Origin of the sequence: Citrobacter sp. Cpo091 (genome assembly GCF_030332645.1) — a bacterium.
Classification (GTDB): Bacteria; Pseudomonadota; Gammaproteobacteria; order Enterobacterales; family Enterobacteriaceae; genus Citrobacter; species Citrobacter portucalensis.
The window spans coordinates 321,537-345,487 of the sequence record NZ_JAOWHL010000040.1 but is presented as its reverse complement, the minus strand read 5'-3'; the positions used below and the strand labels follow the sequence as shown (position 1 = coordinate 345,487).

The 23,951-nt window shown below is 53.7% G+C and carries 23 protein-coding genes; 13 read left to right on the top strand and 10 right to left on the bottom strand.

Annotated elements, in window-relative coordinates:
• Positions 1–223 precede the first annotated feature (223 nt).
• A complete protein-coding gene (nuoM, locus tag OGY04_RS20535; RefSeq protein WP_003027692.1) occupies positions 224–1,753 on the top strand; it encodes an NADH-quinone oxidoreductase subunit M in 1,530 nt (509 codons plus the stop codon).
• A 6-nt stretch (positions 1,754–1,759) separates the two neighbouring features.
• Positions 1,760–3,217 carry an NADH-quinone oxidoreductase subunit NuoN gene (nuoN, locus tag OGY04_RS20530; protein ID WP_003027689.1) on the top strand — a complete coding sequence of 486 codons (1,458 nt, stop codon included), beginning with the start codon at positions 1,760–1,762 and terminating at the stop codon, positions 3,215–3,217.
• Positions 3,218–3,275: 58 nt separating this feature from the next.
• On the opposite strand, the gene OGY04_RS20525 is transcribed toward nuoN, so the two are convergent.
• Both OGY04_RS20525 and rbn read right to left on the bottom strand, forming a co-directional pair.
• Positions 3,276–4,280: a chemotaxis protein gene (locus OGY04_RS20525; protein WP_286585970.1), complete on the bottom strand. Its 1,005-nt coding sequence runs from the start codon at positions 4,278–4,280 to the stop codon at positions 3,276–3,278.
• A gap of 64 nt (positions 4,281–4,344) precedes the next feature.
• On the bottom strand, positions 4,345–5,262 hold the full coding sequence (gene rbn / locus OGY04_RS20520) for a ribonuclease BN (RefSeq protein WP_286585969.1): 918 nt from the start codon (positions 5,260–5,262) through the stop codon (positions 4,345–4,347).
• A 67-nt stretch (positions 5,263–5,329) separates the two neighbouring features.
• Between rbn and OGY04_RS20515 the strand changes: the two genes are divergently transcribed.
• The 9 genes from OGY04_RS20515 to pmrD all read left to right on the top strand — a co-directional run bounded on the left by OGY04_RS20515 (position 5,330) and on the right by pmrD (position 13,690).
• Positions 5,330–5,791 carry a GNAT family N-acetyltransferase gene (locus OGY04_RS20515; protein WP_286585968.1) on the top strand — a complete coding sequence of 154 codons (462 nt, stop codon included), beginning with the start codon at positions 5,330–5,332 and terminating at the stop codon, positions 5,789–5,791.
• A 63-nt stretch (positions 5,792–5,854) separates the two neighbouring features.
• On the top strand, positions 5,855–6,160 hold the full coding sequence (elaB, locus tag OGY04_RS20510) for a stress response protein ElaB (protein ID WP_003027683.1): 306 nt from the start codon (positions 5,855–5,857) through the stop codon (positions 6,158–6,160).
• 104 nt (positions 6,161–6,264) lie between these two features.
• Positions 6,265–7,563 carry an isochorismate synthase MenF gene (menF, locus tag OGY04_RS20505; protein WP_286585967.1) on the top strand — a complete coding sequence of 433 codons (1,299 nt, stop codon included), beginning with the start codon at positions 6,265–6,267 and terminating at the stop codon, positions 7,561–7,563.
• An 87-nt stretch (positions 7,564–7,650) separates the two neighbouring features.
• The gene (gene menD, locus OGY04_RS20500; RefSeq protein WP_234096368.1) at positions 7,651–9,321 is read left to right on the top strand and encodes a 2-succinyl-5-enolpyruvyl-6-hydroxy-3-cyclohexene-1-carboxylic-acid synthase; all 1,671 of its coding nucleotides are present in this window, start codon (positions 7,651–7,653) and stop codon (positions 9,319–9,321) included.
• Positions 9,318–10,076: a 2-succinyl-6-hydroxy-2,4-cyclohexadiene-1-carboxylate synthase gene (menH, locus tag OGY04_RS20495; RefSeq protein WP_286585966.1), complete on the top strand. Its 759-nt coding sequence runs from the start codon at positions 9,318–9,320 to the stop codon at positions 10,074–10,076. Before menD ends, menH begins: the two co-directional genes overlap by 4 nt.
• Before the next feature lie 14 nt (positions 10,077–10,090).
• Positions 10,091–10,948, top strand: a complete 858-nt coding sequence (gene menB / locus OGY04_RS20490) for a 1,4-dihydroxy-2-naphthoyl-CoA synthase (protein ID WP_003027671.1) — start codon at positions 10,091–10,093, stop codon at positions 10,946–10,948.
• A complete protein-coding gene (gene menC, locus OGY04_RS20485; RefSeq protein ID WP_032944069.1) occupies positions 10,948–11,910 on the top strand; it encodes an o-succinylbenzoate synthase in 963 nt (320 codons plus the stop codon). The genes menB and menC overlap by 1 nt, the downstream gene beginning before the upstream one ends.
• The gene (gene menE / locus OGY04_RS20480; protein WP_502872421.1) at positions 11,907–13,331 is read left to right on the top strand and encodes an o-succinylbenzoate--CoA ligase; all 1,425 of its coding nucleotides are present in this window, start codon (positions 11,907–11,909) and stop codon (positions 13,329–13,331) included. Before menC ends, menE begins: the two co-directional genes overlap by 4 nt.
• Positions 13,332–13,426: 95 nt before the next feature.
• The gene (gene pmrD / locus OGY04_RS20475) at positions 13,427–13,690 is read left to right on the top strand and encodes a signal transduction protein PmrD (protein WP_235127127.1); all 264 of its coding nucleotides are present in this window, start codon (positions 13,427–13,429) and stop codon (positions 13,688–13,690) included.
• Positions 13,691–13,692: 2 nt separating this feature from the next.
• On the opposite strand, the gene arnF is transcribed toward pmrD, so the two are convergent.
• The 8 genes from arnF to nudI all read right to left on the bottom strand — a co-directional run bounded on the left by arnF (position 13,693) and on the right by nudI (position 21,779).
• Complete coding sequence (gene arnF, locus OGY04_RS20470; protein WP_003834713.1) at positions 13,693–14,079, bottom strand: 4-amino-4-deoxy-L-arabinose-phosphoundecaprenol flippase subunit ArnF; 387 nt, start codon at positions 14,077–14,079, stop codon at positions 13,693–13,695.
• Complete coding sequence (gene arnE / locus OGY04_RS20465; protein WP_003834709.1) at positions 14,079–14,414, bottom strand: 4-amino-4-deoxy-L-arabinose-phosphoundecaprenol flippase subunit ArnE; 336 nt, start codon at positions 14,412–14,414, stop codon at positions 14,079–14,081. The genes arnF and arnE overlap by 1 nt, the downstream gene beginning before the upstream one ends.
• Complete coding sequence (gene arnT / locus OGY04_RS20460; RefSeq protein ID WP_137377523.1) at positions 14,411–16,069, bottom strand: lipid IV(A) 4-amino-4-deoxy-L-arabinosyltransferase; 1,659 nt, start codon at positions 16,067–16,069, stop codon at positions 14,411–14,413. Before arnT ends, arnE begins: the two co-directional genes overlap by 4 nt.
• Positions 16,066–16,968, bottom strand: a complete 903-nt coding sequence (arnD, locus tag OGY04_RS20455; RefSeq protein WP_008785331.1) for a 4-deoxy-4-formamido-L-arabinose-phosphoundecaprenol deformylase — start codon at positions 16,966–16,968, stop codon at positions 16,066–16,068. The genes arnT and arnD overlap by 4 nt, the downstream gene beginning before the upstream one ends.
• Entirely contained in the window at positions 16,965–18,947 is a 1,983-nt protein-coding gene (arnA, locus tag OGY04_RS20450) for a bifunctional UDP-4-amino-4-deoxy-L-arabinose formyltransferase/UDP-glucuronic acid oxidase ArnA (protein WP_125362700.1), read from the bottom strand. Before arnA ends, arnD begins: the two co-directional genes overlap by 4 nt.
• Positions 18,944–19,927: an undecaprenyl-phosphate 4-deoxy-4-formamido-L-arabinose transferase gene (arnC, locus tag OGY04_RS20445; RefSeq protein ID WP_008785329.1), complete on the bottom strand. Its 984-nt coding sequence runs from the start codon at positions 19,925–19,927 to the stop codon at positions 18,944–18,946. The genes arnA and arnC overlap by 4 nt, the downstream gene beginning before the upstream one ends.
• Before the next feature lie 2 nt (positions 19,928–19,929).
• Entirely contained in the window at positions 19,930–21,069 is a 1,140-nt protein-coding gene (gene arnB / locus OGY04_RS20440) for a UDP-4-amino-4-deoxy-L-arabinose aminotransferase (RefSeq protein WP_286585965.1), read from the bottom strand.
• Positions 21,070–21,353: 284 nt separating this feature from the next.
• Positions 21,354–21,779, bottom strand: coding sequence for a nucleoside triphosphatase NudI (gene nudI, locus OGY04_RS20435; RefSeq protein ID WP_048215870.1), 426 nt, complete (start codon positions 21,777–21,779; stop codon positions 21,354–21,356).
• A gap of 317 nt (positions 21,780–22,096) precedes the next feature.
• Between nudI and OGY04_RS20430 the strand changes: the two genes are divergently transcribed.
• Both OGY04_RS20430 and OGY04_RS20425 read left to right on the top strand, forming a co-directional pair.
• Positions 22,097–22,639, top strand: coding sequence for a YfaZ family outer membrane protein (locus OGY04_RS20430; RefSeq protein WP_048215871.1), 543 nt, complete (start codon positions 22,097–22,099; stop codon positions 22,637–22,639).
• 79 nt (positions 22,640–22,718) lie between these two features.
• Positions 22,719–23,915 (top strand): nicotinamide mononucleotide deamidase-related protein YfaY, encoded by a 1,197-nt coding sequence (locus tag OGY04_RS20425; RefSeq protein WP_103285574.1) that lies wholly within the window; start codon positions 22,719–22,721, stop codon positions 23,913–23,915.
• Positions 23,916–23,951: the final 36 nt, after the last annotated feature.

The window sequence follows — 23,951 nt, the reverse complement described above, 5'->3', positions numbered from 1 at the left end:
ATGGCGCTGCGCTTATCCGGCCTACAAACCCAAAAATAATTTTTAGAATTCGTTGAAAATCTGTTCCTGATGTACAGGCGTCATCGGCGAAGTCAGACCGGAGACCGCCAGCGCAGAGCAACCGGAGCGTACTGAAGTACGTGAGGATTGCGAGCACTGCCGGGATTTGGGCTGACGAGTGAGATAGCCTGAGCAGGAGTAAATATAAGGGACATACTTAGCTATGTTATTACCCTGGTTGATATTAATTCCCTTTATCGGTGGCTTCCTGTGCTGGCAGACCGAACGCTTTGGCGTGAAGGTGCCGCGCTGGATTGCGCTGATTACCATGGGATTGACGCTAGCGCTTGGCCTGCAACTGTGGTTGCAGGGCGGCTATTCACTGACGCAATCCGCTGGCATTCCGCAGTGGCAGTCTGAATTTGTCCTGCCGTGGATCCCACGTTTTGGCATCTCTATTCATCTGGCTATCGACGGTCTGTCGCTGCTGATGGTAGTGCTGACCGGTCTGCTCGGTGTTCTGGCGGTACTTTGCTCCTGGAATGAAATCGAAAAATACCAGGGCTTCTTCCATCTGAACCTGATGTGGATCTTAGGCGGCGTGATCGGCGTGTTCCTTGCCATCGACATGTTCCTGTTCTTCTTCTTCTGGGAAATGATGCTGGTGCCGATGTACTTCCTGATCGCGTTGTGGGGGCATAAAGCCTCTGACGGTAAAACGCGTATCACGGCGGCGACCAAGTTCTTCATTTATACCCAGGCGAGTGGTCTGGTGATGTTGATTGCCATCCTGGCGCTGGTGTTTGTGCACTACAAAGCGACCGGCGTGTGGACCTTCAACTATGAAGAGCTGCTGAATACCCCGATGTCCCACGGCGTGGAATACCTGCTGATGCTGGGCTTCTTCATCGCCTTCGCGGTGAAAATGCCGGTGGTTCCGCTGCACGGCTGGTTGCCGGATGCGCACTCTCAGGCACCGACCGCAGGTTCCGTTGACCTGGCGGGGATTTTGCTGAAAACCGCAGCCTACGGTCTGCTGCGCTTCTCTCTGCCGCTGTTCCCGAACGCGTCGGCGGAGTTTGCGCCTATCGCAATGTGGCTTGGCGTAATCGGCATCTTCTACGGCGCGTGGATGGCCTTTAATCAGTACGATATCAAACGTCTGATTGCTTACACCTCCGTATCGCACATGGGCTTCGTACTGATTGCTATCTACACCGGCAGCCAGCTGGCTTACCAGGGTGCTGTTATTCAGATGATCGCGCACGGTCTGTCCGCAGCCGGTCTGTTCATCCTGTGTGGTCAGCTGTACGAACGTCTGCACACGCGTGATATGCGTATGATGGGCGGCCTGTGGGGCAAAATGAAATGGTTGCCTGCGCTGTCAATGTTCTTCGCAGTGTGTACGCTGGGTATGCCGGGTACAGGTAACTTCGTTGGCGAATTTATGATTCTGTTCGGCAGCTACCAGGTGGTTCCGGTCATTACCGTGATCTCGACCTTTGGTCTGGTGTTTGCCTCTGTTTACTCGCTGGCGATGCTGCATCGCGCTTACTTTGGTAAGGCGAAGAGCCAGATTGCCAGTGTTGAACTGCCAGGGATGTCGCTGCGTGAGCTGTTTATCATCCTGTTACTGGTTGTGCTTCTGGTACTGCTTGGCTTCTATCCGCAGCCGATTCTGGATACCTCGCATTCTGCGATGAGCAACATCCAGCAGTGGTTTGTTAATTCCGTTACTACTACAAGGCCGTAAATCGCCATGACAATAACTCCACAACACCTGATTGCGCTGCTACCGCTGCTGATCGTCGGCTTGACGGTGGTGGTTGTGATGCTCTCCATTGCGTGGCGACGCAATCACTTCCTCAATGCCACGTTGTCGGTCATTGGGCTTAACGCCGCGCTGGTTTCGCTCTGGTTTGTTGGCCAGGCGGGCGCCATGGACGTCACCCCGCTGATGCGGGTTGATGGTTTCGCCATGCTCTACACCGGGCTGGTGCTGCTGGCGAGTCTTGCCACCTGTACCTTCGCTTACCCGTGGCTGGAAGGCTACGATGACAACCGGGAAGAGTTCTACCTGTTGGTGCTGATTGCCGCACTTGGCGGTATTCTGCTGGCTAACGCTAACCATCTGGCGGCGCTGTTCCTTGGTATTGAGCTGATCTCTCTGCCGCTGTTTGGTCTGGTTGGCTATGCGTTCCGTCAGAAACGTTCGCTGGAAGCCAGTATCAAATACACCATTCTGTCTGCCGCAGCGTCTTCCTTCCTGCTGTTCGGTATGGCGCTGGTGTACGCGCAGTCTGGTAATCTGTCGTTTGTTGCACTCGGTAAGAGCCTCGGCGACGGCATGCTGCACGAACCGCTGCTGCTGGCGGGCTTCGGTCTAATGATTGTTGGCCTCGGCTTTAAACTCTCGCTGGTTCCGTTCCACCTGTGGACGCCAGACGTATACCAGGGCGCTCCTGCTCCGGTTTCCACCTTCCTGGCGACGGCGAGCAAAATCGCTATCTTCGGCGTGGTGATGCGTCTGTTCCTGTACGCACCGGTAGGGGATAGCGAAGCGGTACGTATCGTACTGGGCGTGATTGCCTTTGCTTCCATCATCTTCGGTAACCTGATGGCGCTGAGCCAGACCAATATTAAACGTCTGCTCGGTTACTCTTCTATCTCTCACCTCGGCTACCTGCTGGTGGCGCTTATTGCTCTGCAGAGCGGCGAGATGTCGATGGAAGCGGTTGGCGTTTACCTGGCCGGTTACCTGTTCAGCAGCCTCGGCGCGTTCGGGGTGGTCAGCCTGATGTCCAGCCCGTACCGCGGCCCGGATGCGGACTCTCTGTTCTCCTACCGTGGTCTGTTCTGGCATCGTCCGATCCTCGCGGCAGTGATGACGGTGATGATGCTGTCTCTGGCAGGTATCCCGATGACGCTGGGCTTTATCGGTAAGTTCTACGTACTGGCCGTCGGTGTCCAGGCTAACCTGTGGTGGCTGGTTGCCGCGGTGGTGGTCGGTTCCGCGATTGGTTTGTACTACTACCTGCGCGTTGCCGTAAGCCTGTACCTGAGCGCACCGCAGCAGTTGAACCGCGATGCGCCGTCCAACTGGCAGTACAGCGCGGGCGGTATCGTGGTGCTGATTTCTGCTCTGCTGGTACTGGTGCTGGGTATTTACCCGCAACCGCTGATCAGCATTGTGCAGTTAGCGACTCCGCTGATGTAAAAGAAATACGGAAACGAAAAAACCCGCCTTGGCGGGTTTTTTTATGCGTGAAATACGGTCAGTTTAATAGCTGACGGCTTACCAGCGGACCGCTGATGCCTTTCGCTGTGCGATCCATCACTTCCTGGATCACTGAAGAAAGCTCATTGACTTCGAATTTGGCCACGTAGCCATCCGCTTTTACTCGGCGAACGTGATCTTCGTTCGCGCTACCGGAAAGCGAAGAGTGGATAACGACCGGGATTTTCTTCAGACGTTCGTCGGTTTTTATCTTACGGGTAAGCGTAAAACCGTCCATCTCCGGCATTTCGAGATCGGTGAGAACCAGAGCGATCTTCTCACTGACAGGCTTGCCCTCCGCCAGCGCTTCTGCGGAAAGCTGCTGAATTTTTTCCCACGCATCCTGGCCTGTTACATGCATCAGATGCGGGATCTCCATGGCGTTTAGACCTTTTTCCAACATGGCGCGGGCCACTTTGGAATCATCAGCCACAATCGCCACCGCACCCGGCGTGATGTTGAATTTATTGGTTTTCAGAGCGGTTGCGCGCAGGTCGTGGTTCGCTGGTACGATGTCGTACAGGATCTGCTCAACGTCGAGCACCAACGCCAGGTTGTTGGTCTCTTTGTTGTCGTCCAGGCAAGCGATACTGGTGATATAGCGACCATTAACGGCTTTCTCGGCGGTATGCACCTGTTGCCAGTCCAGGCGCATAATGTTTTCCACTGACTCCACAGCAAACGCCTGGACGCTGCGGGCATATTCTGTGATCAACAGGATGTTGAGTCCGGTCTCTGGCTTACAGCCCGCGACGGCGGGCAGGTCAATCACCGGGATCACCTGATCGCGAATATTAACCATACCCAGTAACGGGGCCTTCATACCCGCCGGACGCGTAAAGGTCGGCATCGGCACGATTTCACGCAGTTTGAATACGTTGATGCCAAACAGCTCTGATTTCTGCTCCTCAACAGATTTGCCGAGGCGAAACAGCAGCAGTTCAAAACGGTTAGACAGGGTTAGGTTTGTCCTGTCATCAATATCTTTCTGGAAATTGTTCATCCTGTCCTCAGTGTGAAAGCCAGCCTTTCCACTGTTATCGGCACTGAGGCGGAAAAATAGAGCGTTAAACGCTGAAAATGGCGAAATCGTGAGCCAGTACCGTGTCTGGAAATATTGTTTTGCACTCTGCGAGTAAGCGCTGGCAGCCTTTTTCATCGTAGCGTGAGCTAACGTGGGTCATTATCAGACGTCCCACTCCGGCATCCAGCGCCAGCTGTGCGGCTTGTCGGGTTGAGCTGTGCCCACGACTGTTTGCTTTTTCCTCCATTGAAGCGTCCAGCGTGGTTTCGTGTACCATGACATCTACACCTCGAGCCAGTTCAATGGCGGACGCGCAGGGTCCTGTGTCACCGAAAATAGCGACTGATTTTCCCCTGGTGGCCGGGGCGAGGAAGTCGGCACCGTGGATCGTACGTCCATCTTCCAGCACGATGGTTTTCCCAGCTTTCAAATCCTGAAACCACGGGCCCGCTTTAACGTCTGCCGCCTTCAGGGCATTGGCGTCAAGCGCACCGGGTTTGTCGTGCTCTTGAATGCGAAAACCGTAGCATTCCAGCGGATGCGCCAGCGGGTAAGCCGTTACTTTTCGCAGGCCGTCATCCACAATCTCACCCGCGGTGATTTCTACAATATCCAGCGGATAATCGGTCCAGGAGCCGCTCAGACGCAATGCGGTTTCGGTAAACTCTCGCAACCCTTTTGGCCCGTAGAGCGTCAGAGGCTGGACATTGCCGGCCATTGAGCGACTGCACAGTAGCCCCGGTAAACCAAACAGGTGATCGCCGTGCAGATGGCTGATAAAAATACGATCGAGTTTTCCTGGATTGAAAGGCGTGGTGAGCATCTGATGCTGCGTCCCTTCGCCGCAATCAAAAAGCCACAGCCCCGCCTGAGTCGGGTGTTGCAGATTCAGTAAAATTGCCGTTACATTGCGTGAGCGCGTGGGGACTCCCGCAGACGTGCCTAAAAATAGTAATTCCATCTTTGCGTTACACTTTTCGCCATCAATAAGGCAGGGTGTTCAGGTTATCACAACATAGGGGCAGACAATGATTCACTGGCAAGATCTCCACCATGCAAAGCTGAGTACCCAACAACTGTACGCACTACTTCAGCTACGATGCGCGGTGTTTGTAGTTGAGCAACAGTGTCCGTACCAGGATGTGGATGGCGATGACCTGGCTGGAGAGAATCGGCATATTCTGGGCTGGCATAACGATGAGTTGGTGGCGTATGCGAGGATTCTGAAAAGCGATGACGAGCTGGAGCCGGTAGTGATTGGTCGGGTGATTGTAAGCGAAGCGCTGCGTGGTGAAAAACTGGGGCAACAGCTAATGGCCCAGACGCTGGCATCCTGCGCGCAACACTGGCCATACAAGGCGTTGTATCTGGGCGCGCAGGCGCATCTGCAATCATTCTATGCACGCTTTGGCTTTGTTCCGGTGACGGATATCTATGACGAAGATGGTATTCCACACGTCGGAATGGCGCGGGAAGCACATCAGGCGTAAACAGGCGCAATCAGTCCAGGTTGTCTATAGTTAGCGGGTACGTCAATAGAAAGGGAGAATATAATGTCTTTTCATTCTTATGAATCACGTATCGATGATGATCTGGAATTATTAAGTGAAACGCTGGAAGAGGTGCTGCGTTCTTCTGGCGACCCAGCAGATCAAAAATACCTTGAGTTAAAAGCGCGGGCAGAGCGGGCGTTAGAAGAGGTGAGAAATCGCGTCAGCCATGCTTCTGACAGCTACTATTACCGTGCGAAAAAAGCCGTTTGTCGGGCGGATGACTATGTGCACGAAAAACCCTGGCGCGGAATCGGCGTTGGCGCCACAGTCGGTTTAGTGATGGGATTATTGTTAGCGCGGCGATAAATTCCGTTCTGTCATCGCATTTGTACGTACTCCCTAACTGGGGGTACTGCTTTTTCTGCTCAGTACCCCGTATAATGAGAGGTTTTTAACAGGGAGAGGTCCGCGTGCATTCAATCACTACTGCGCTGGAAAGTCTGATGCGTCATTTATCGCAAGAGATGCCAGCAGCACCTGGAATTCGTATTTACGATATACCTTTCCCACTGAATGATGCGTTTGACGCTTTAGGATGGCTGGCCAGTCAACCCGTCTGGCCCCAGTTTTACTGGCAGCAGCGTAACGGCGATGAAGAAGCCGCCGTATTAGGGGCCGTCGCCGCATTTTCCTCGCTGGAATCAGCCCAGCAATTTTTACATCAGCATGATAATCATCCCGACCTGCGCATCTGGGGCCTGAATGCCTTTGAGCCTCAGCGTGGCAATTTACTGCTGCCGCGGCTGGAGTGGCGACGTTGCGCCGGAGTGGCGAGCTTACGCTTACATCTCTATAGCGACGTGTCGCTACGTGAAGACGCTACACAAGCGATCGCCTTCATCTCATCGCTTGCTCCCGTAAAACCGCTCCCTGCATTGCGTTTGAATTTGATGGGAGAACAGCACTGGCCGGAGAAAGCTGGCTGGATAGACCTGATAAAACTCGCCACTCAAACGATCGCAGGAGAAGATCTCGATAAGGTCGTGCTGGCGCGGGCGACCGATTTACAGTTTTCTCAGTCGGTTAATGCCGCTGCCGTGATGGCTTCCAGCCGTCGCTTAAATCTGAACTGCTACCATTTCTTTATGGCATTCTCCGCCGACACCGCTTTTCTTGGCTCTTCTCCTGAACGTCTGTATCGACGACGTGATACGGCGCTGCGCACCGAGGCGCTGGCCGGAACCGTGGCCAATCACCCTGAGGATCATCGGGCCTGGCAATTGGGCGACTGGCTAATGAAAGATGATAAAAACCAGCGCGAGAATATGCTGGTGGTCGAAGATATTTGCCAGCGCCTGCAAGGCTGTACGCAAACTCTCGATGTGCTGCCACCGCAGGTGCTCAGGCTGCGTAAAGTGCAGCACCTGCGCCGTTGCATCTGGACGGAACTGAATCAGGCCGACGATACGCTTTGCCTGATGCAGCTCCAGCCCACGGCGGCAGTTGCCGGTATTCCGCGTGAGCTGGCGCGTGAATTCATCCAACAAAATGAACCCTTTGAACGCGAGTGGTATGCCGGTTCAGCGGGTTATCTTTCTTTGCGCCAAAGCGAGTTTTGTGTGTCATTGCGTTCAGCGCAAATTAGCGCAAACGTGGTACGCCTGTATGCCGGGGCAGGGATTGTACGTGGCTCAGATCCTGAGCAGGAATGGCAAGAAATAGACAATAAAGCGGCAGGATTACGTACTTTATTACAGATGGAAGGATAGTGATTTCGTGTATATTTCCGATTCATATCAAAAATCCATTTATTCGATTCTCTATACTGTGTCGCAATATTGATACCGGACAATCTCATGTCAGTAAGCGCATTTAACCGACGCTGGGCGGCGGTCATTCTGGAAGCACTCACTCGCCACGGCGTCAGGCATGTCTGCATTGCCCCTGGCTCTCGTTCTACACCGTTGACGCTGGCGGCAGCGGAAAACCCCGCATTCATCCACCACACCCATTTTGACGAGCGCGGTCTTGGGCATCTGGCCTTAGGTCTGGCAAAAGTCAGCCGGCAGCCTGTCGCCGTGATTGTGACGTCCGGTACCGCGGTGGCGAATTTATATCCCGCGTTGATTGAAGCGGGCCTGACCGGTGAAAAACTGATTTTACTTACCGCTGACAGACCGCCAGAGCTTATCGACTGTGGCGCGAACCAGGCGATTCGTCAGGCCGGAATGTTTGCCTCGCATCCATCGCAAACGCTCTCTTTACCGCGTCCTACTCAGGACATTCCGGCAAGCTGGCTGGTGTCCACGATTGATAATGCGTTAGCTGCCCTGCATAGCGGGGCGGTTCATATCAATTGCCCGTTTGCGGAACCGCTGTATGGCGATATGGACGAAACGGGGATTGCCTGGCAGCAGCGCCTCGGCGACTGGTGGCAGGACGATAAACCCTGGCTGCGAGAAGCGCGTCGGCTGGAAAGCGACAAACAGCGTGACTGGTTTTTCTGGCGACAAAAACGCGGCGTAGTCATTGCGGGCCGCATGAGCGCGGAAGAAGGTAAGAAGGTTGCGCAGTGGGCGCAGACGTTAGGCTGGCCGCTGATTGGCGATGTTCTGTCGCAAACCGGACAACCGCTGCCGTGCGCCGACCTGTGGCTGGGAAATGCGAAAGCTGTAGCTGAATTGCAGCAGGCGCAGATTGTGGTGCAGCTTGGTAGCAGCCTGACCGGAAAACGTCTGCTGCAATGGCAGGCCAGCTGCGATCCGCAGGAATACTGGATTGTCGATAATATCGAAGGCCGCCTCGATCCGGCCCATCATCGCGGCCGCAGGTTGGTGGCGAAAGTTGGCGACTGGCTGGAGCTGCATCCGGCGGAGAAACGTCAGCCCTGGTGTATTGAGATCCCTCATCTGGCGCAACAGGCCTGGCAGGCGGTAGAAGCCCGTCGTGAGGCGTTTGGTGAAGCGCAATTAGCCCACCGTATCCGCGACTACTTGCCGGAGCAGGGGCAGCTGTTCGTGGGTAACAGTCTGGTGGTACGCCTGATTGATGCGCTGTCGCAGCTTCCGGCTGGTTACCCGGTCTATAGCAACCGTGGCGCGAGCGGTATTGACGGCCTGCTGTCAACGGCAGCTGGCGTACAGCGTGCCAGCGCGAAATCGACGCTGGCGATTGTTGGCGATTTATCTGCGTTGTATGACCTGAATGCGCTGGCGTTATTGCGCCAGGTTTCTGCACCGTTTGTCCTGATAGTGGTCAATAATAACGGCGGGCAGATTTTTTCCCTGCTGCCGACACCAGCCAGCGAACGCGAACGGTTCTATCTGATGCCGCAGAACGTACATTTCGAGCATGCTGCCGCCATGTTTAACCTTAAATACCAGCGCCCGGAAAACTGGGAGCAGTTGGAGAGCGCGTTGACTAACGCGTGGCGTACACCTGCGGCCACGGTGATTGAGCTGGTGGTGAACGAAACTGACGGGGCGCAAACCTTGCAGCAACTGCTGGCGCAGGTAAGTCACCTATGATCCTGCATGCGCAGGCGAAAGAGGGCCAAACGGGATTTCCCTGGCTGGTTTTCCTGCACGGTTTCTCTGGCGATTGCCAGGAATGGCAGACGGTCGGCGAAGCGTTTCAGGATTATTCGCGGCTATACATCGACTTGCCGGGACACGGTGGCTCCGCTGACATCGGCGTGAGTGGGTTCGATGATGTCAGCGTTTTGCTGCGTAACACTCTACTTAGTTACAACATACTTAACTACTGGCTGGTGGGATACTCTCTTGGCGGCAGAATCGCCATGATGGCGGCCTGTCAGGAGATGCCTGGGCTTTGTGGTCTGGTGGTTGAAGGCGGACATCCCGGCTTGCAAAGCGAGGAGGCGCGCGTTCAGCGTCGTCTCTCGGATGGCCGCTGGGCTGCACGTTTTCGCGCAGAGCCGCTACGTGAGGTGTTTAATGACTGGTATCAACAGCTCGTTTTTTCCTCGCTGAACGCGGCACAAAGAGAGGCGCTGGTCGCTCTGCGTAGCCAGAATAATGGGCAAACGCTGGCGGCAATGCTGGAGGCCACCTCGCTTGCCGTACAGCCTGATTTACGTGCGCAACTCACGACGCGCACATTTCCGTTTTATTATTTATGTGGTGAACGTGACGAAAAATTCCGCGCTCTGGCGGCGGAAATATCAGTACCAAACCATGTGATTCGTAATGCCGGACACAACGCGCATCGGGACAACCCCGCGGGCGTAGTGGACTGTCTGGCTCAGATTCTGCGTCGCTGACTATAGGACATTTTATGATCTATCCTGATGAAACAATGCTTTACGCACCGGTAGAATGGCACGATTGCTCTGAAGGCTATACCGACATTCTTTACGAGAAATCCACCGACGGTATCGCAAAAATCACCATTAATCGTCCACAGGTACGCAATGCCTTCCGTCCGGTCACCGTGAAAGAGATGATCCAGGCGCTGGCAGATGCCCGCTATGATGACAACATCGGCGTAATTATTCTGACTGGTGCTGGCGACAAAGCGTTCTGCGCAGGCGGCGATCAGAAAGTGCGTGGGGACTACGGCGGATACCAGGATGACTCCGGTGTGCATCACCTGAACGTACTGGACTTCCAGCGTCAGATTCGTACCTGTCCGAAACCGGTAGTAGCGATGGTTGCAGGTTTCTCCATTGGTGGTGGCCATGTGCTGCACATGATGTGTGACCTGACCATTGCGGCTGAAAACGCCATCTTTGGTCAGACCGGCCCGAAAGTCGGTTCTTTCGACGGCGGTTGGGGCGCTTCCTACATGGCGCGCATCGTCGGTCAGAAAAAAGCGCGTGAAATCTGGTTCCTGTGCCGTCAGTACGATGCAAAACAGGCGCTGGATATGGGTCTGGTCAACACCGTGGTTCCGCTGGCGGATCTGGAAAAAGAGACCGTACGCTGGTGCCGTGAAATGCTGCAAAACAGCCCAATGGCGCTGCGCTGCCTGAAAGCCGCACTGAACGCCGACTGTGATGGTCAGGCTGGTCTGCAGGAGCTGGCAGGTAACGCCACTATGCTGTTCTACATGACGGAAGAAGGTCAGGAAGGCCGTAACGCCTTTAACCAAAAACGTCAGCCTGATTTCAGCAAATTCAAACGGAATCCGTAATGCGTAGCGCGCAGGTATACCGCTGGCAGATCCCCATGGACGCGGGGGTGATTCTGCGCGACAGGCGGTTAAAAACGCGTGACGGGCTGTACGTTTGTCTTTGTGACGGCGAGCGCGAAGGGTGGGGAGAAATTTCCCCACTGCCGGGCTTCAGTCAGGAAAGCTGGGAAGAGGCACAAACCGAGCTGCTGGCCTGGGTGAAAGGCTGGTTGCAAGGGGATGACTCCTTACCGCAACTGCCTTCGGTCGCCTTTGGCGTAAGCTGTGCGCTGGCCGAACTGGCTGGCGTATTGCCACAGGACGCGGACTATCGTGCTGCGCCGCTGTGCACGGGCGATCCTGACGATCTGGTGCTACAACTGGCGGATATGCCGGGCGAAAAAGTGGCGAAGATCAAGGTCGGTCTGTATGAAGCGGTCCGCGACGGCATGGTAGCCAATCTGCTGCTTGAGGCGATCCCGGAGCTGCATTTGCGACTTGACGCCAACCGGGCCTGGACGCCGTTGAAAGCACAGCAGTTCGCGAAATACGTTAATCCGGAATATCGTGGACGCATTGCCTTCCTCGAAGAGCCGTGCAAAACCCGCGATGATTCTCGTGCCTTCGCGCGTGAAACCGGCATTGCCATCGCCTGGGATGAAAGTCTGCGTGAAGCGGATTTCACCTTCGAAGCCGAAGAAGGCGTCAGGGCCGTGGTTATCAAACCTACGCTGACCGGCAGTCTCGATAAAGTCCGTGAACAGGTGGCTGCGGCGCATGCGCTTGGTCTGACTGCCGTTATCAGTTCGTCAATCGAGTCGAGTCTGGGCTTAACCCAGCTGGCGAGAATTGCCGCCTGGTTAACGCCGCAGACCATTCCGGGTCTGGATACCCTGAGTCTGATGCAGTGCCAGCAGGTACGCACCTGGCCGGGTAGCACGTTGCCGTGTATCGACGTTGATGCGCTGGAACGTCTGCTATGACCCAGCAGGAAATGCCCGATAGCGTGATCTTATCGGGCCTGGTGCAGTTCAGTGACTGGCCTTGGCGTCACTGGCGACAGGTTCGTGCGAAGGCGCCAGCCTTACGCCTCAACGATGAGGTATTAAGCTGGAGCGATCTCTGCACACGTGTAGATCATCTGGCCTGCGGTTTTGCCGCTCAGGGCGTGGAAGAGGGCGATGGTGTTCTGCTTCGCGCCTGGAATCATCCGCGCGCTTTGCTGGCCTGGCTCGCGCTGCTGCAATGTGGGGCGCGGGTTTTACCTGTGAACCCACAGTTGCCTCAGTCGCTGCTTGATGCGCTGATCCCGGACTTAACGCTACGTTTTGCGCTGGATCTGGAGGCCGCTATCGCACTTCCGGAACTCAGTCCGTTACAGATGCAGTCGTTACCAGGCGATCGCGCCGCGGCGTGGTTGCCTGAACGTTTGAGCACGATGACGTTAACTTCAGGTTCTACCGGATTGCCAAAAGCGGCTGTTCATGCCTGTCAGGCGCATCTGGCAAGCGCGCAGGGCGTCCTGTCATTAATGCCGTTTGGTGCTGAGGATGACTGGCTGCTCTCGCTGCCGCTGTTTCATGTTTCCGGCCAGGGTATTTTGTGGCGCTGGTTGTTCGCCGGAGCGCGAATGACCGTGCGCGACAAGCAGCCGCTGGAGCAAATGCTGGCTGGATGTACCCACGCTTCACTGGTGCCCACGCAGCTGTGGCGCTTGCTGGTCAACAACACGCCGGTCACGCTCAAAGCGGTACTGCTGGGAGGTGCGGCAATTCCTGTTGAATTGACGGAGCAAGCGCGCGAGCAAGGGATTCGTTGCTGGTGCGGTTACGGATTAACGGAGTTTGCTTCTACGGTCTGTGCGAAAGAGGCAGATGGTATGGCAGATGTGGGTTCCCCCCTGGTGGGCAGAGAAGTCAGAATCGTTGATGATGAAGTCTGGCTGCGTGCCGCCAGCATGGCGCAAGGTTACTGGCGTAACGGACAGCTTATTCCTTTAGTGAACGCGGAAGGCTGGTTTGCAACCCGCGATCGCGGCGTGCTAAAGGACGGCAAGTTAACGATTGTCGGTCGTATGGACAATCTGTTTTTTAGCGGCGGGGAAGGTATACAGCCGGAAGAAGTGGAACGCGTGATTGCAGCGCATCCGCATGTTCTACAAGCCTTTATTGTGCCAATAGAAGACAAAGAGTTTGGCCATCGCCCGGTGGCGGTCATTGAGTATGACGCTAATGCTGGAGAAACTAATCTCGCAGAGTGGGTAAAAGATAAGCTAGCCCGTTTTCAGCAACCGGTATGTTGGCTGACGTTGCCACCTGAACTCAAAGCCGGAGGGATTAAAATCTCTCGTCGCGCGTTGGCGGATTGGGTAAGCGCTTCATCGTTAACATTAAGAAAACATTAATTACATTTCTCATTTCTGTGATTCCGCAGCTATTGTCCTTTTGTTTATGAGCTAATGTGTAACCTATTGTGAAATTTATTAACAATAGGTGCGCTATGGAATGGCATGTGAAGAAGTCTTGCTGTCACAAAAAAGCAGGGAGGCTCTATATCGTACTTTGCGATAGCGGTGGTTCGCTCAAGATGCTTGCCCAGGCGCAATCATCTGAGCGGATTAAGCCCGGCGATCTCCTTTCACCGCTGAAGGATGCACAGTATTGTATTAACCGCGATAAATCCCGTGTCATTAAGGTAATTGATGCCAGACAGTACATCTGTGATGAATGGGAACGTCTGTTACGACTGTCTGAAGATAAGTAATCTCAGGGCTGGTGTTTGCGTGAAGGCAGAAAAATCGTCATTAGCCCTGCCATGATGCACAGTACCCCTGCCAGCGCTTTCACTGAAAATGTTCCCTGCCAGCCGGGCAGGATCATTGAGGCAACCCACACCAGCACATAGCTCAGGCTGAGTAGGGCATAGGCTTTGCTCAGCGCGAGTTGGTGTAGGGCTTTATGCCAACAAATCACTGACAGTAAATACCCTGTCAATCCGGCATATAAAGCAAACGCTCCGATACTGACAGAGAATACGGCAGAGATGAACGCCAGCGGCTGCAGCATTGGCGGCAGATTATCCATCGCAAAGCCGAGGCTCAACTGGGCGATGGAGGTGATCATCACGCTACATAATCCCCAAAATACGCCCATTACACTGCACTCCCAAGAATAAATATGCCGGTAATGATCAGCCCAACGCCCAGCCAGTGGCGGGTTGTGACGGGTTCGCGCCAGATTTTCCAGGCCGCGAGAGTTACCCATACAAAGTTAAGACTCAGCATGGGATAGGCAATACCGACAGGAATGTTTTGTAAAACCGCCAGCCATAGCAGCATGGCCAGACCGAGGCTTGCCAGAGCAAGCCCAATCCATTGCGTAATGTAGCGTTTTCGCGCACGAACAGACACCGGTCGGGTTGCCTGCTTCTGGCATAGCTGGCCGCAGACGCTGAGCAGGCTGGCGAGGACTAAGGCTATCCAGATCATTTGGGCCGATACTGAATCAGGACCAGACGCCCCTGATTATCAATGTAGTCAGCGGGAGGGATCGCAAGCTGATTAATATCTTCATCCTTACCGACAGAGAGCACGAGCGTAATGTTTCCTTGTTGACGATGTTGTGCTAACCAGTCGGCAAAATTCTCCCGACTGACAAAGCGGCCTTGAGCATCCGGGTAGTTGAGACCGTATTTTAACTCGCCCGTTTGTCCGTACATCATGATGTCGTCGCGCTTCAGGCTCCAGGCCAGTCCCGCAGCGACGCCAACGCTGTCGGTGAGAATATAACGGCTCGGCTCCAGCGATTCTTTGGTCATCTCGACAAAAAACTGCGGCTGTTTAGATTCCATCACCCGGTCAGGAATGGAGAAGCCAAATAACAGCGCCAGCCCTAATGGGCATAGTGCTGCGAATTTCCAGTTCTTCTCGCGGTTATTTAGCGTATACCAGCCAAAAAGCGTCCAGATGATAAAGATGCCCCAGGCACAAAAAACCTTATACGTTTCGATATGCGACCAGACCGGCGTCTTCAATGGTCCCAGCGTGGAAACAATAAACGTAGCGACGATGCCGACGACACCAAATAGCACGTTGATCCAGCCATTGATGCGCAGGGATGCTGAGTCTTTTTCCGCAGCCTGCAGGCCGAAGCGCGCCGTTAATATCGCCAGCGGCGCGAAGCAGGAAAGAATATAGGTCGGCAGTTTTCCTTTCGCGATGCTGAAAAACAGGATTGGCATAATAATCCAGCTTAACAGGTACAGAGCACTGCGCGGAACATCCCGCTCACGCCAGCCCGTACGCAGCGCGCCGGGAAGCAGACCGAGCCACGGTAATGTGCCTGCCACAAATATCGGGATGTAGTACCAGATAGGAGCCTTATGCTGGGCATCATCCTGCGCAAAGCGCTGAATATGTTCAACCCAGAAGAAGTAATGCCAGAAATCCGGCTCGCGTTGTGCAATCGCTATACCCCACGGTAGTACGATCGCGATGCAGCCGATCACCGCCAGCAGACCGTAGAGAATGAGGTCTTTCCAACGCTTTTGTGCAAAAACCCAGGGTAATACGCTAAGCACAGGGACGGCGAGTGCCAGAAAACCTTTGGTCATTACACCCATACCGCAGGTCAGCCCAAGCAGCAAAAAAGCGATGATTTTGCGTGTTCTGGTGGTGGCCTGCATGCCTTCCCAAAAACAGCACATGCCCGCCATCAGCCAAAGCGCTATGATGGGATCAAGTACCGCGTAGGTGCCGATGCTGTAAACCGAAAAAAACGTTAAAAAGATAGCGGAGGAGAGTACGGCGGTACGCTTATCCTGCCACAGTCGCATGGCAAGCCAGGCTACCAGTAATGCGGTCAACAAAGTGGCAAAAATAGCACCCGCTCTGACGCCAAAATTGTTTGCGCCAAACAGCCATTGTCCGATGCTGTTCAACCAGTATCCGGCAATTGGTTTTTCAAAATAACGCAGCCCTAAAAAGTGTGGAACGATCCAGTCACCAGAGTTGAGCATTTCCCGGCTGATTTCAGCATAGCGCGTTTCATCAGGCTGCCAGAGCATACGGCTGTTGATAGGTAAAATAAAATACAGTGCGATTAAAGCGATAAATGCCAGAGTGTAGCGGGCAGCAGGTTTCATGGTGTCACACTCACCGGTTGTTGGCAGCCGAGCCATCCCTCTCTGCCGGGTATTTTTCCACGTACTATCTGTCCTAACGGCAGCGTACTGATATCGTCTGGGAGCAACTCGCCGAGCGGGCAAAATGTCATCCCCATATCGGCAGCACGAATGAGCAACTCGTCAAAATTCTGATGAAAGGCGATACCTTCAACTTCCGCATGAATGGTGTACACCGGTGTTCCTCTGCTCATCTGGATGTGGGAGAGAATATAGGAGTTGAAGTCCACCGCCTGGACCTCCTGACCAACCACTTCATCCCATGTTGGTAGGGTGACGGGAATTTGTGGCGTCCCCGTTTTCCCGGATTCCAGCACCGGACGAAATAACGACGTTCCCCGACAGTCACTGTTATAGCGCAGATGGAATGCTTCTTTGGCATGGACGACACGGTTGTCGGCACGCCATCCGGCAACGGCAGAGCAGGTGACTGGCTGACCGATGATGGCTTCAAGTGCGGTGATACCTTGCGAAATATCATCAATCAGCTGTTTGTCATTCCAGTTTCCGCTTCGCGCCTGCCAGGCGTGATGATCCCAGGCATGCAAACCGGTTTCATGAATCTGGGCGGTTTGTGCAATGATTGCCGCGTTGGCCTGGCCGATCTCTTTTCCCGGCCATGCGGTTCCCGCCAATAAAATATCCCATCCGTAGAGCGATGCTGCGTTTGAACGCAGCATTTTCCACAGAAATTGCGGCTTCACAAGACGCCAGAGATGGCGTCCCATGTTGTCAGGCCCAACGCTAAAGAAAAAACTTGCCCGAACGTTATGTCGGTTTAATGTCTCCAGCAGGCGGGGCACGCCTTCGCGCGTCCCCCTGAATGTATCGACATCAATGCGCAAGCCTACTTTGGTCATGATGTGTGTTCCGTGATATCCACACTGCGTAAGAAGAAGTCCAGCGTCTCTTCTACCGTTTCCTGCATCTCAATGGTCGGTTCCCAGTTCAGGCAGCGTTTTGCATTACGAATGTTAGGCTTACGATGCTCAACGTCTTGATAACCTTTACCGTAGTAGCTGCTGCTTTCGACGTCACGGAAACCGGCAAACGGCGGGAAGTGGTTACGCAACGGATGTTTTTCAAAGCAGGAAAGCAGCATTTCTGCCAGTTCCTGAATACTTGCTTCGTTCTGCGGATTACCGATGTTGATAATCTCACCGTCACAGCGGCCGCCTTCGTTTTCAATGATGCGGTACAGGGCTTCGATACCATCGCGAATGTCGGTGAAGCAGCGTTTTTGCTTACCGCCTTCAATCAGCTTGATCGGTGAACCTTCCACGAGGTTGAGGATCAGCTGTGTAATGGCGCGTGAGCTGCCGATACGCGCGGCGTTAAGGCTGTCCAGACGCGGTCCCATCCAGTTAAACGGGCGGAACAGGGTGAAGCGCAATCCCTCTTTTTCGCCGTATGCCCAGATAACACGGTCCAGCAACTGCTTGGATACGGAGTAGATCCAGCGTGGTTTATTGACCGGACCGACGATCAGATTCGAACTGTCTTCATCAAAGACTTTGTCGGTACACATGCCGTAGACTTCGGAGGTTGACGGGAAAATGATGCGCTTGCGGTATTTCACGCAGTAACGAATGATTTTCAGGTTCTCTTCAAAATCGAGCTCAAATACGCGCAGCGGGTTGCGGGTATATTCGATAGGCGTTGCGATCGCTACCAGCGGCAGCACAACGTCGCATTTTTTCACATGATATTCAATCCATTCGGAGTGAATGCTGATATCACCTTCGACGAAATGGAATCGCGGATGTTGCAGGAAACGCCCAATGGCGTCGCTGCCAATATCGAGTCCATACACTTCGTAATTATCTTCTTGCAGCAGGCGCTCTGTCAGATGGTTACCAATGAAGCCGTTAACGCCGAGGATCAGTACGCGAGTACGGCGTTTGCTGGTGGTCACTGACTGGCTGTTCAGGCGAGAACCAGGCACCAGACCCAGAACCTGCGCCAGTTGTGAACCCTGCATTGCAATACCATCGCCAGCTTGTCCGGTAATAATCTCCAGTGCACCATCGACACAGGCGATCAGTAAAGGAGACACGGAGATGACGGTACCCGGCTGGGCCGCAATGTCGTTTGTGCAAACGCGCGATGACCAGACGGTGAACTTTTGCGTGCCAACATAGCTAAATGCGCCCGGCCACGGATCGCTGACGGCACGGACCTGGTTATGTAACTCCGCGGCAGGTTTGTTCCAGTCGAGGAAGCTATCTTCCGGCGTACGGCGACCAAAACAGGTAGCATCTGCATCCTGTTGAGGGAATTCGGAGTAACTTCCTGCGTTGATGGCCGGCAGTGTCTGCTCCAGCAGGTGACGCGCAGCCTGGCACAATTTATGGTGCAGCGTTAACGCCACATCATCCGGTGAAATAGCAACGCGCTGCTGGGCAACTATGGCACCAGCATCCGCGCGTTTGACCATGCGGTGAAGTGTGACGCCCGTTTCGGTTTCACCATTGACCAATACCCAGTTCAATGGCGCGCGACCACGGTATTTCGGCAGCAGAGAGCCGTGCAGATTAAATGCACCCTTCGGGGCAAGACTGAGGATCTCATCACTCAGTAAATGGCGATAGTAGAACGAGAAGATAACATCGGGTGCCAGTTGGCTAATGCGCTCAATCCACAGGGGATGATTAACCTCGTCTGGGGCGTAAACCGGAATACCGGCGCTGGCCGCGAGGCGGGAAACAGATCCAAAAAACGCTTTTTCACCCGGGTTGTCGGTGTGCGTAAAAATGGCAGCGATTTCATAACCTGCATCCAACAAGGCCTGGACACCCTGACATCCCATATCGTGATAGGCAAATACGACGGCTTTCATGCGCGGTTTTCCTCGGTTGACTGCGTAGTTTGTGGGCGGATAACGTGTTGAACAAAATAGCGGGGGCGGGCGCGGACATCGTTATAGATGCGACCGATATATTCGCCGAGTAAACCCATGCCAATAAACTGTGCGCCGATAAAGGTAAACAGGACGGCAAACAGCATGAATACCCCCTCCGCTGCCCACTGTGGGCCGAGCGTCAGGCGCAGAACAACAAGCAGGACTGATAAGGTAAAGCCCGTGGCGGCGATCACGCTGCCCAACAGGCTCAACATGCGAAGCGGTGTTGTGGTAAGGCAAGTCACCAGGTCATACATCAGGTTGATCAGACGCATGAAGCTGTATTTGGAGTCACCAAATTCACGCTCTGCATGATGTACCGGGATCTCCGTGGCGCGACGGGCAAAAATGTTGGCCAGAATAGGGATAAAGGTGCTGCGCTCCTGGCAATGCAGCATGGCATCGACGATGTGACGGCGATAGGCGCGTAGCATGCAGCCGTAGTCGCCCATTGCTTTACCGGTGGTTCGTTGGATCAGATGGTTTATCATTCGTGAGGCGGTCTTACGAAATACGCTATCCTGACGGTTCTGGCGTACCGTGCCTACCACATCGAAACCCTCATCTGCAGTGGCGACCAACCGTGGGATCTCCTCCGGCGGGTTTTGCAAATCGGCATCCAGCGTGATGATCAAGTCTCCGGTGACATGGCTGAAACCGGCCATAATCGCCGAGTGCTGTCCGTAATTACGATTCAGTAAAATAGAGACAATATGGCTGTTCGGTGCCTGAGAGGCGTCCATCATCAACTGAGCGGAACGGTCGCTGCTGCCGTCGTCGATGAGCAGAATTTCATAGTCTTTGCCCAATTTCTCGCAGGCGTCGCTGGTGCGTCTGATTAACTCTGGCAGGCTTTCCTGTTCATTAAAAACGGGAATAACAACCGAGACTTTTTTAATCGGTGTGGCTTCAAACATGCTCATTGTCCTGCTATCTCGCGAAGCGCCGTAATGACCCGCTGAGTGTCAGCGTCGGTCATGTCGGGGAATAACGGCAGCGAACAGATGCGTGCGCTATTCCATTCTGTATTTGGGAGCGAAAGGGTAGTGAAGCGTTCGCGATAATATTTTTGCGTATGGGCTGCACGAAAATGCAGGCCGGTGCCGATATCTTTGGCCTTCAGCGCTTCCATCAGGGCATCTCTGCTCAACCCGCAGCGCGTTTCATCAACACGAATGATGAACAGATGCCAGGCATGAACGTGCGACCACTGCGGTAGGCTCAGCGGCTGGAATGGCGTATCGGCCAGCGCCTGTTGATAGTGCTGGGCAATTTGCGCCCGGCGTGAGTTCAGTTGCTCCAGCTTATTGAGCTGTACCAGCGCAATAGCGGCGTTAATATCCGTCAGGTTGTATTTGTATCCAGGTGCAAGCACTTCGGCTTGTGGTGCCCGGCCGTAGGTTTGTCGATCAAAAGCATCAACGCCCAGACCGTGAAACTTCAGACTGCGAAGCCGCTGAGCAAGCTGGCTGTCGTCGGTAACGATCAGTCCACCTTCCGCACAGGTGATATTTTTAATAGCGTGAAACGAGAAGATTGCCGTGCCGCGAGCACCGACATGACGGCCCTTATACAATGTCCCTACGGCATGGGCCGCATCTTCTATTACCGGGATTCCATAACGCTCGCCAATGGCATAAATTGCGTCGAGGTCGGCGGGGGCGCCAGCGTAATGTACTGGAACAATGGCTTTGGTTCGTGGGGTAATAGCAGCTTCAATTTGCTCAGGTGTCACCATAAGCGTATCGCGGTCGACATCGATCATCACTGGCGTCGCCCCCAGCAAAACAATCATGTTGAGGGTAGAAACCCACGTCATCGACGGCGTAATGACCTCGTCGCCTGCACCAATGCCCAGCGCCATCAGCGTAATGTGCATTCCTGCAGTGGCGGAGCAAACGGCGACGGCATGCTTATTCCCCGTGAGCTGGCAAAAAGCCTCTTCCAACTGTTGATTTTTCGGGCCGGTGGTTATCCATCCAGAGTCCAGAACCGCCTTCACTGCGGCAAGTTCTTCAGCGCCCATGGCCGGGCGAGAGAAAGGCAAAAAGTCAGACATCATTATTCCTTCAAGCCATTTAACGCCACCGAAGTTTTATTTTTAGTGATAAACAGGGGCGTCGTTAATTATTTCATCAGGCTACAAAGGTTAATGACTGAAGGTTAATTTATCCTTAAGAGTTTAAGGTTTGGGAACGATAGCTAAATAGAGGTGTTTTTTTGTTTATCTTAATGAAATTAAGTGTTTTTTTAGGTTTTTGCGACATTGCTGTTTGCTATAAGTTGATGAGTGCAATGCCGCTATTCAGAATGTTAATTATATGCCGTTATTAAAATGATAACCTACAGTAACCCTTTTAAGGTTAACGTTTTACGCGTGGCGATATTTAAATCGTAGGCACTGAGATCTTCCGGTTTAACCCAGGCGAATGCCTGGAACTCTTCGTTAATCTTCACTTCACGATTCGCCGCAACACAATCGAAGATAAGATAAATCATGTAAATCTCTTCCTGACTGCCATCAGCATAGGTTTTAGTGCGAATATCATCACTGAAGGTCCAGGGGGTAATTTCTGATAACACCAGTTGCTCGCCCAGCTCTTCCCTCACTTCACGGCGCAGAGCTTCTTCAATACGTTCACCCGGTTCAACACCGCCGCCAGAAAGCGCCCACTGACCGGGAAACACACCGCGGTCATCAGCCATTTTGCAGAGTAAATAACAGCCATCGTTTTGAATTAATGGGCAAACAATCGTTCTTTGGCGCATCAGTCGAGTCCTTGTTGGGGAGGTAGAGAAAATTCCGTCATGCACGCATCTTACCTTTTGCTGGCGGCAGAAAAAATGTTTCATCGGTGATCAAGAGCGCTTTGGCAGGGAAAACAGGATGTTTATTGAAAATGACGTTCTGGGACGTCCAACGGTGTAATTGGCACAAGAATTTAACCTTAAATAAATCTTGTGAGTAGTATTTAGTTACAATATGTCATTGCATCGCTTTTTTAGCTCATTGATTCCTCGCCATCTGACAGTACAATTCATCGGTTTTGGGGCTATGTTTTGATTCTTGCTGGAAAGGATAGAAAATGAAAAAAAGTTTAATGTTGGGTTTTGCCGGAATGCTGTTTGTTTCCGCGTCGGCGAGCGCGATTAGCATCAGCGGCCAGGCTGGCGAAGACTACACCAACCTGGGATTCGGTATGGGCACTGAGAGTACTGGTCTGGCCGTCAGCGGTAACTGGATGCATAACGATGACGACGGTGATGTTGCCGGGCTGGGTTTAGGTTTGAATATCCCACTGGGGCCGCTGATGGCGACCGTTGGTGGTAAAGGTGTTTATACTAATCCAAACGATGGCGATGAAGGCTATGCTGCTGCTGTCGGTGGTGGTTTACAATGGCCAATTGGCGATAGCTTCCGTCTGTTTGGTGAGTATTATTACTCTCCTGATTCACTTTCCAGCGGTATCGACAGCTATGAAGAAGCGAATGCCGGTGCGCGTCTGACCATTATGCGTCCGCTGAGCATCGAAGCCGGTTATCGTTACCTGAACCTGGCAGGCAAAGACGGCAACCGTGATAACGCGATTGCTGATGGCCCGTACGTTGGGGTTAACGCCAGCTTCTAACATTTCTGGCGCGGCGTTCAGTCGCGCCTTCCCCCCTCCATGCGTTATAGTGTTTTCATCATAAAAGCAGGAGAACACGATGTTAAACGTGGAGATGCTATCCACAGGGGATGAAGTGTTGCACGGACAAATCGTCGACACCAATGCCGCCTGGCTGGCCGATTTTTTCTTTAATCAGGGTTTACCGCTAACACGCCGCAACACGGTAGGTGACAATCTTAACGATTTGGTCGCCGTTTTGCGTGAGCGTAGCGAGCACGCCGATGTACTGATCGTTAATGGCGGTCTGGGACCTACCAGCGATGATTTGAGCGCGCTGGCAGCGGCAACGGCAAAAGGCGAAGGGTTGGTGCTGCATGAAGCATGGCTGGCCGAGATGGAGCGATATTTCCGCGATCGTGGCCGCGTGATGGCGCCAAGCAACCGCAAACAGGCTGAACTTCCGGCCAGCGCTGAGTTTATCAATAATCCGGTGGGTACCGCGTGTGGGTTCGCCCTGAAGCTTAATCGCTGCCTGATGTTCTTTACACCGGGTGTACCGTCAGAATTCAAAGTCATGGTGGAGCATGAGATCCTGCCTCGTTTGCGAGAGCGTTTCTCTTTGGCTCAGCCCCCGTTATGCCTGCGATTAACCACCTTTGGCCGTTCTGAAAGCGACCTGGCGCAGAGCCTGGATCCGCTGCCGTTGCCTCCGGGAGTAACAATGGGTTATCGCTCCTCAATGCCAATTATTGAGCTGAAGCTGACCGGTCCGGATTCCCAACGGGAAGCGATGCTGGCGCTGTGGCCAGAAGTTAAGCGGGTTGCCGGGCAGAATATGATTTTTGAAGGTACGGAAGGCTTACCCGCGCAAATCGCCCGCACGTTGCAAGAACGGCAATTCAGCCTGACGCTGAGCGAACAATTCACCGGTGGTCTGGTGGCATTGCAGCTTTCTCGTGCGAATGCGCCACTGTTGGCGAGTGAAGTGGTTCCGCCTCAGGAAGAAACGCTGGCGCAAACGGCGCATTGGATAACCGAGCGACGCAGCAAGCATTATGCTGGATTAGCACTCGCGATATCGGCTTTCGAAAACGAACATATTAACTTTGCGCTGGCCACGGCTGATGGGACACACGCCTTGCGCGTACGGCTGAATGCAAATCGCTACAGCCTGGCGATTCGTCAGGAAGTGTGCGCGATGATGGCGCTAAATATGCTGCGCCGCTGGCTTAACAATCAGGATATCGCTAGCGAACACGGCTGGATCGAAGTGGTTGAGTCGTTGACGATTTAATCCCAGATTGGGAAGGCTAAATGCCTTCCCAATCTG

Excerpts from the sequence above, each read along its gene's own strand:
- arnB (WP_286585965.1), bottom strand. The coding sequence starts at position 21,069 with ATGTCTGACTTTTTGCCTTTCTCTCGCCCGGCCATGGGCGCTGAAGAA.
- menB (WP_003027671.1), top strand. The coding sequence starts at position 10,091 with ATGATCTATCCTGATGAAACAATGCTTTACGCACCGGTAGAATGGCAC.
- OGY04_RS20525 (WP_286585970.1), bottom strand. The coding sequence starts at position 4,280 with ATGAACAATTTCCAGAAAGATATTGATGACAGGACAAACCTAACCCTG.
- arnT (WP_137377523.1), bottom strand. The coding sequence starts at position 16,069 with ATGAAACCTGCTGCCCGCTACACTCTGGCATTTATCGCTTTAATCGCA.
- menD (WP_234096368.1), top strand. The coding sequence starts at position 7,651 with ATGTCAGTAAGCGCATTTAACCGACGCTGGGCGGCGGTCATTCTGGAA.
- OGY04_RS20425 (WP_103285574.1), top strand. The coding sequence starts at position 22,719 with ATGTTAAACGTGGAGATGCTATCCACAGGGGATGAAGTGTTGCACGGA.
- OGY04_RS20515 (WP_286585968.1), top strand. The coding sequence starts at position 5,330 with ATGATTCACTGGCAAGATCTCCACCATGCAAAGCTGAGTACCCAACAA.
- menC (WP_032944069.1), top strand. The coding sequence starts at position 10,948 with ATGCGTAGCGCGCAGGTATACCGCTGGCAGATCCCCATGGACGCGGGG.
- menE (WP_502872421.1), top strand. The coding sequence starts at position 11,907 with ATGACCCAGCAGGAAATGCCCGATAGCGTGATCTTATCGGGCCTGGTG.
- nuoM (WP_003027692.1), top strand. The coding sequence starts at position 224 with ATGTTATTACCCTGGTTGATATTAATTCCCTTTATCGGTGGCTTCCTG.
- arnF (WP_003834713.1), bottom strand. The coding sequence starts at position 14,079 with ATGGGCGTATTTTGGGGATTATGTAGCGTGATGATCACCTCCATCGCC.
- rbn (WP_286585969.1), bottom strand. The coding sequence starts at position 5,262 with ATGGAATTACTATTTTTAGGCACGTCTGCGGGAGTCCCCACGCGCTCA.
- OGY04_RS20430 (WP_048215871.1), top strand. The coding sequence starts at position 22,097 with ATGAAAAAAAGTTTAATGTTGGGTTTTGCCGGAATGCTGTTTGTTTCC.
- arnE (WP_003834709.1), bottom strand. The coding sequence starts at position 14,414 with ATGATCTGGATAGCCTTAGTCCTCGCCAGCCTGCTCAGCGTCTGCGGC.
- nudI (WP_048215870.1), bottom strand. The coding sequence starts at position 21,779 with ATGCGCCAAAGAACGATTGTTTGCCCATTAATTCAAAACGATGGCTGT.
- arnA (WP_125362700.1), bottom strand. The coding sequence starts at position 18,947 with ATGAAAGCCGTCGTATTTGCCTATCACGATATGGGATGTCAGGGTGTC.
- pmrD (WP_235127127.1), top strand. The coding sequence starts at position 13,427 with ATGGAATGGCATGTGAAGAAGTCTTGCTGTCACAAAAAAGCAGGGAGG.
- nuoN (WP_003027689.1), top strand. The coding sequence starts at position 1,760 with ATGACAATAACTCCACAACACCTGATTGCGCTGCTACCGCTGCTGATC.
- arnD (WP_008785331.1), bottom strand. The coding sequence starts at position 16,968 with ATGACCAAAGTAGGCTTGCGCATTGATGTCGATACATTCAGGGGGACG.
- menH (WP_286585966.1), top strand. The coding sequence starts at position 9,318 with ATGATCCTGCATGCGCAGGCGAAAGAGGGCCAAACGGGATTTCCCTGG.
- arnC (WP_008785329.1), bottom strand. The coding sequence starts at position 19,927 with ATGTTTGAAGCCACACCGATTAAAAAAGTCTCGGTTGTTATTCCCGTT.
- elaB (WP_003027683.1), top strand. The coding sequence starts at position 5,855 with ATGTCTTTTCATTCTTATGAATCACGTATCGATGATGATCTGGAATTA.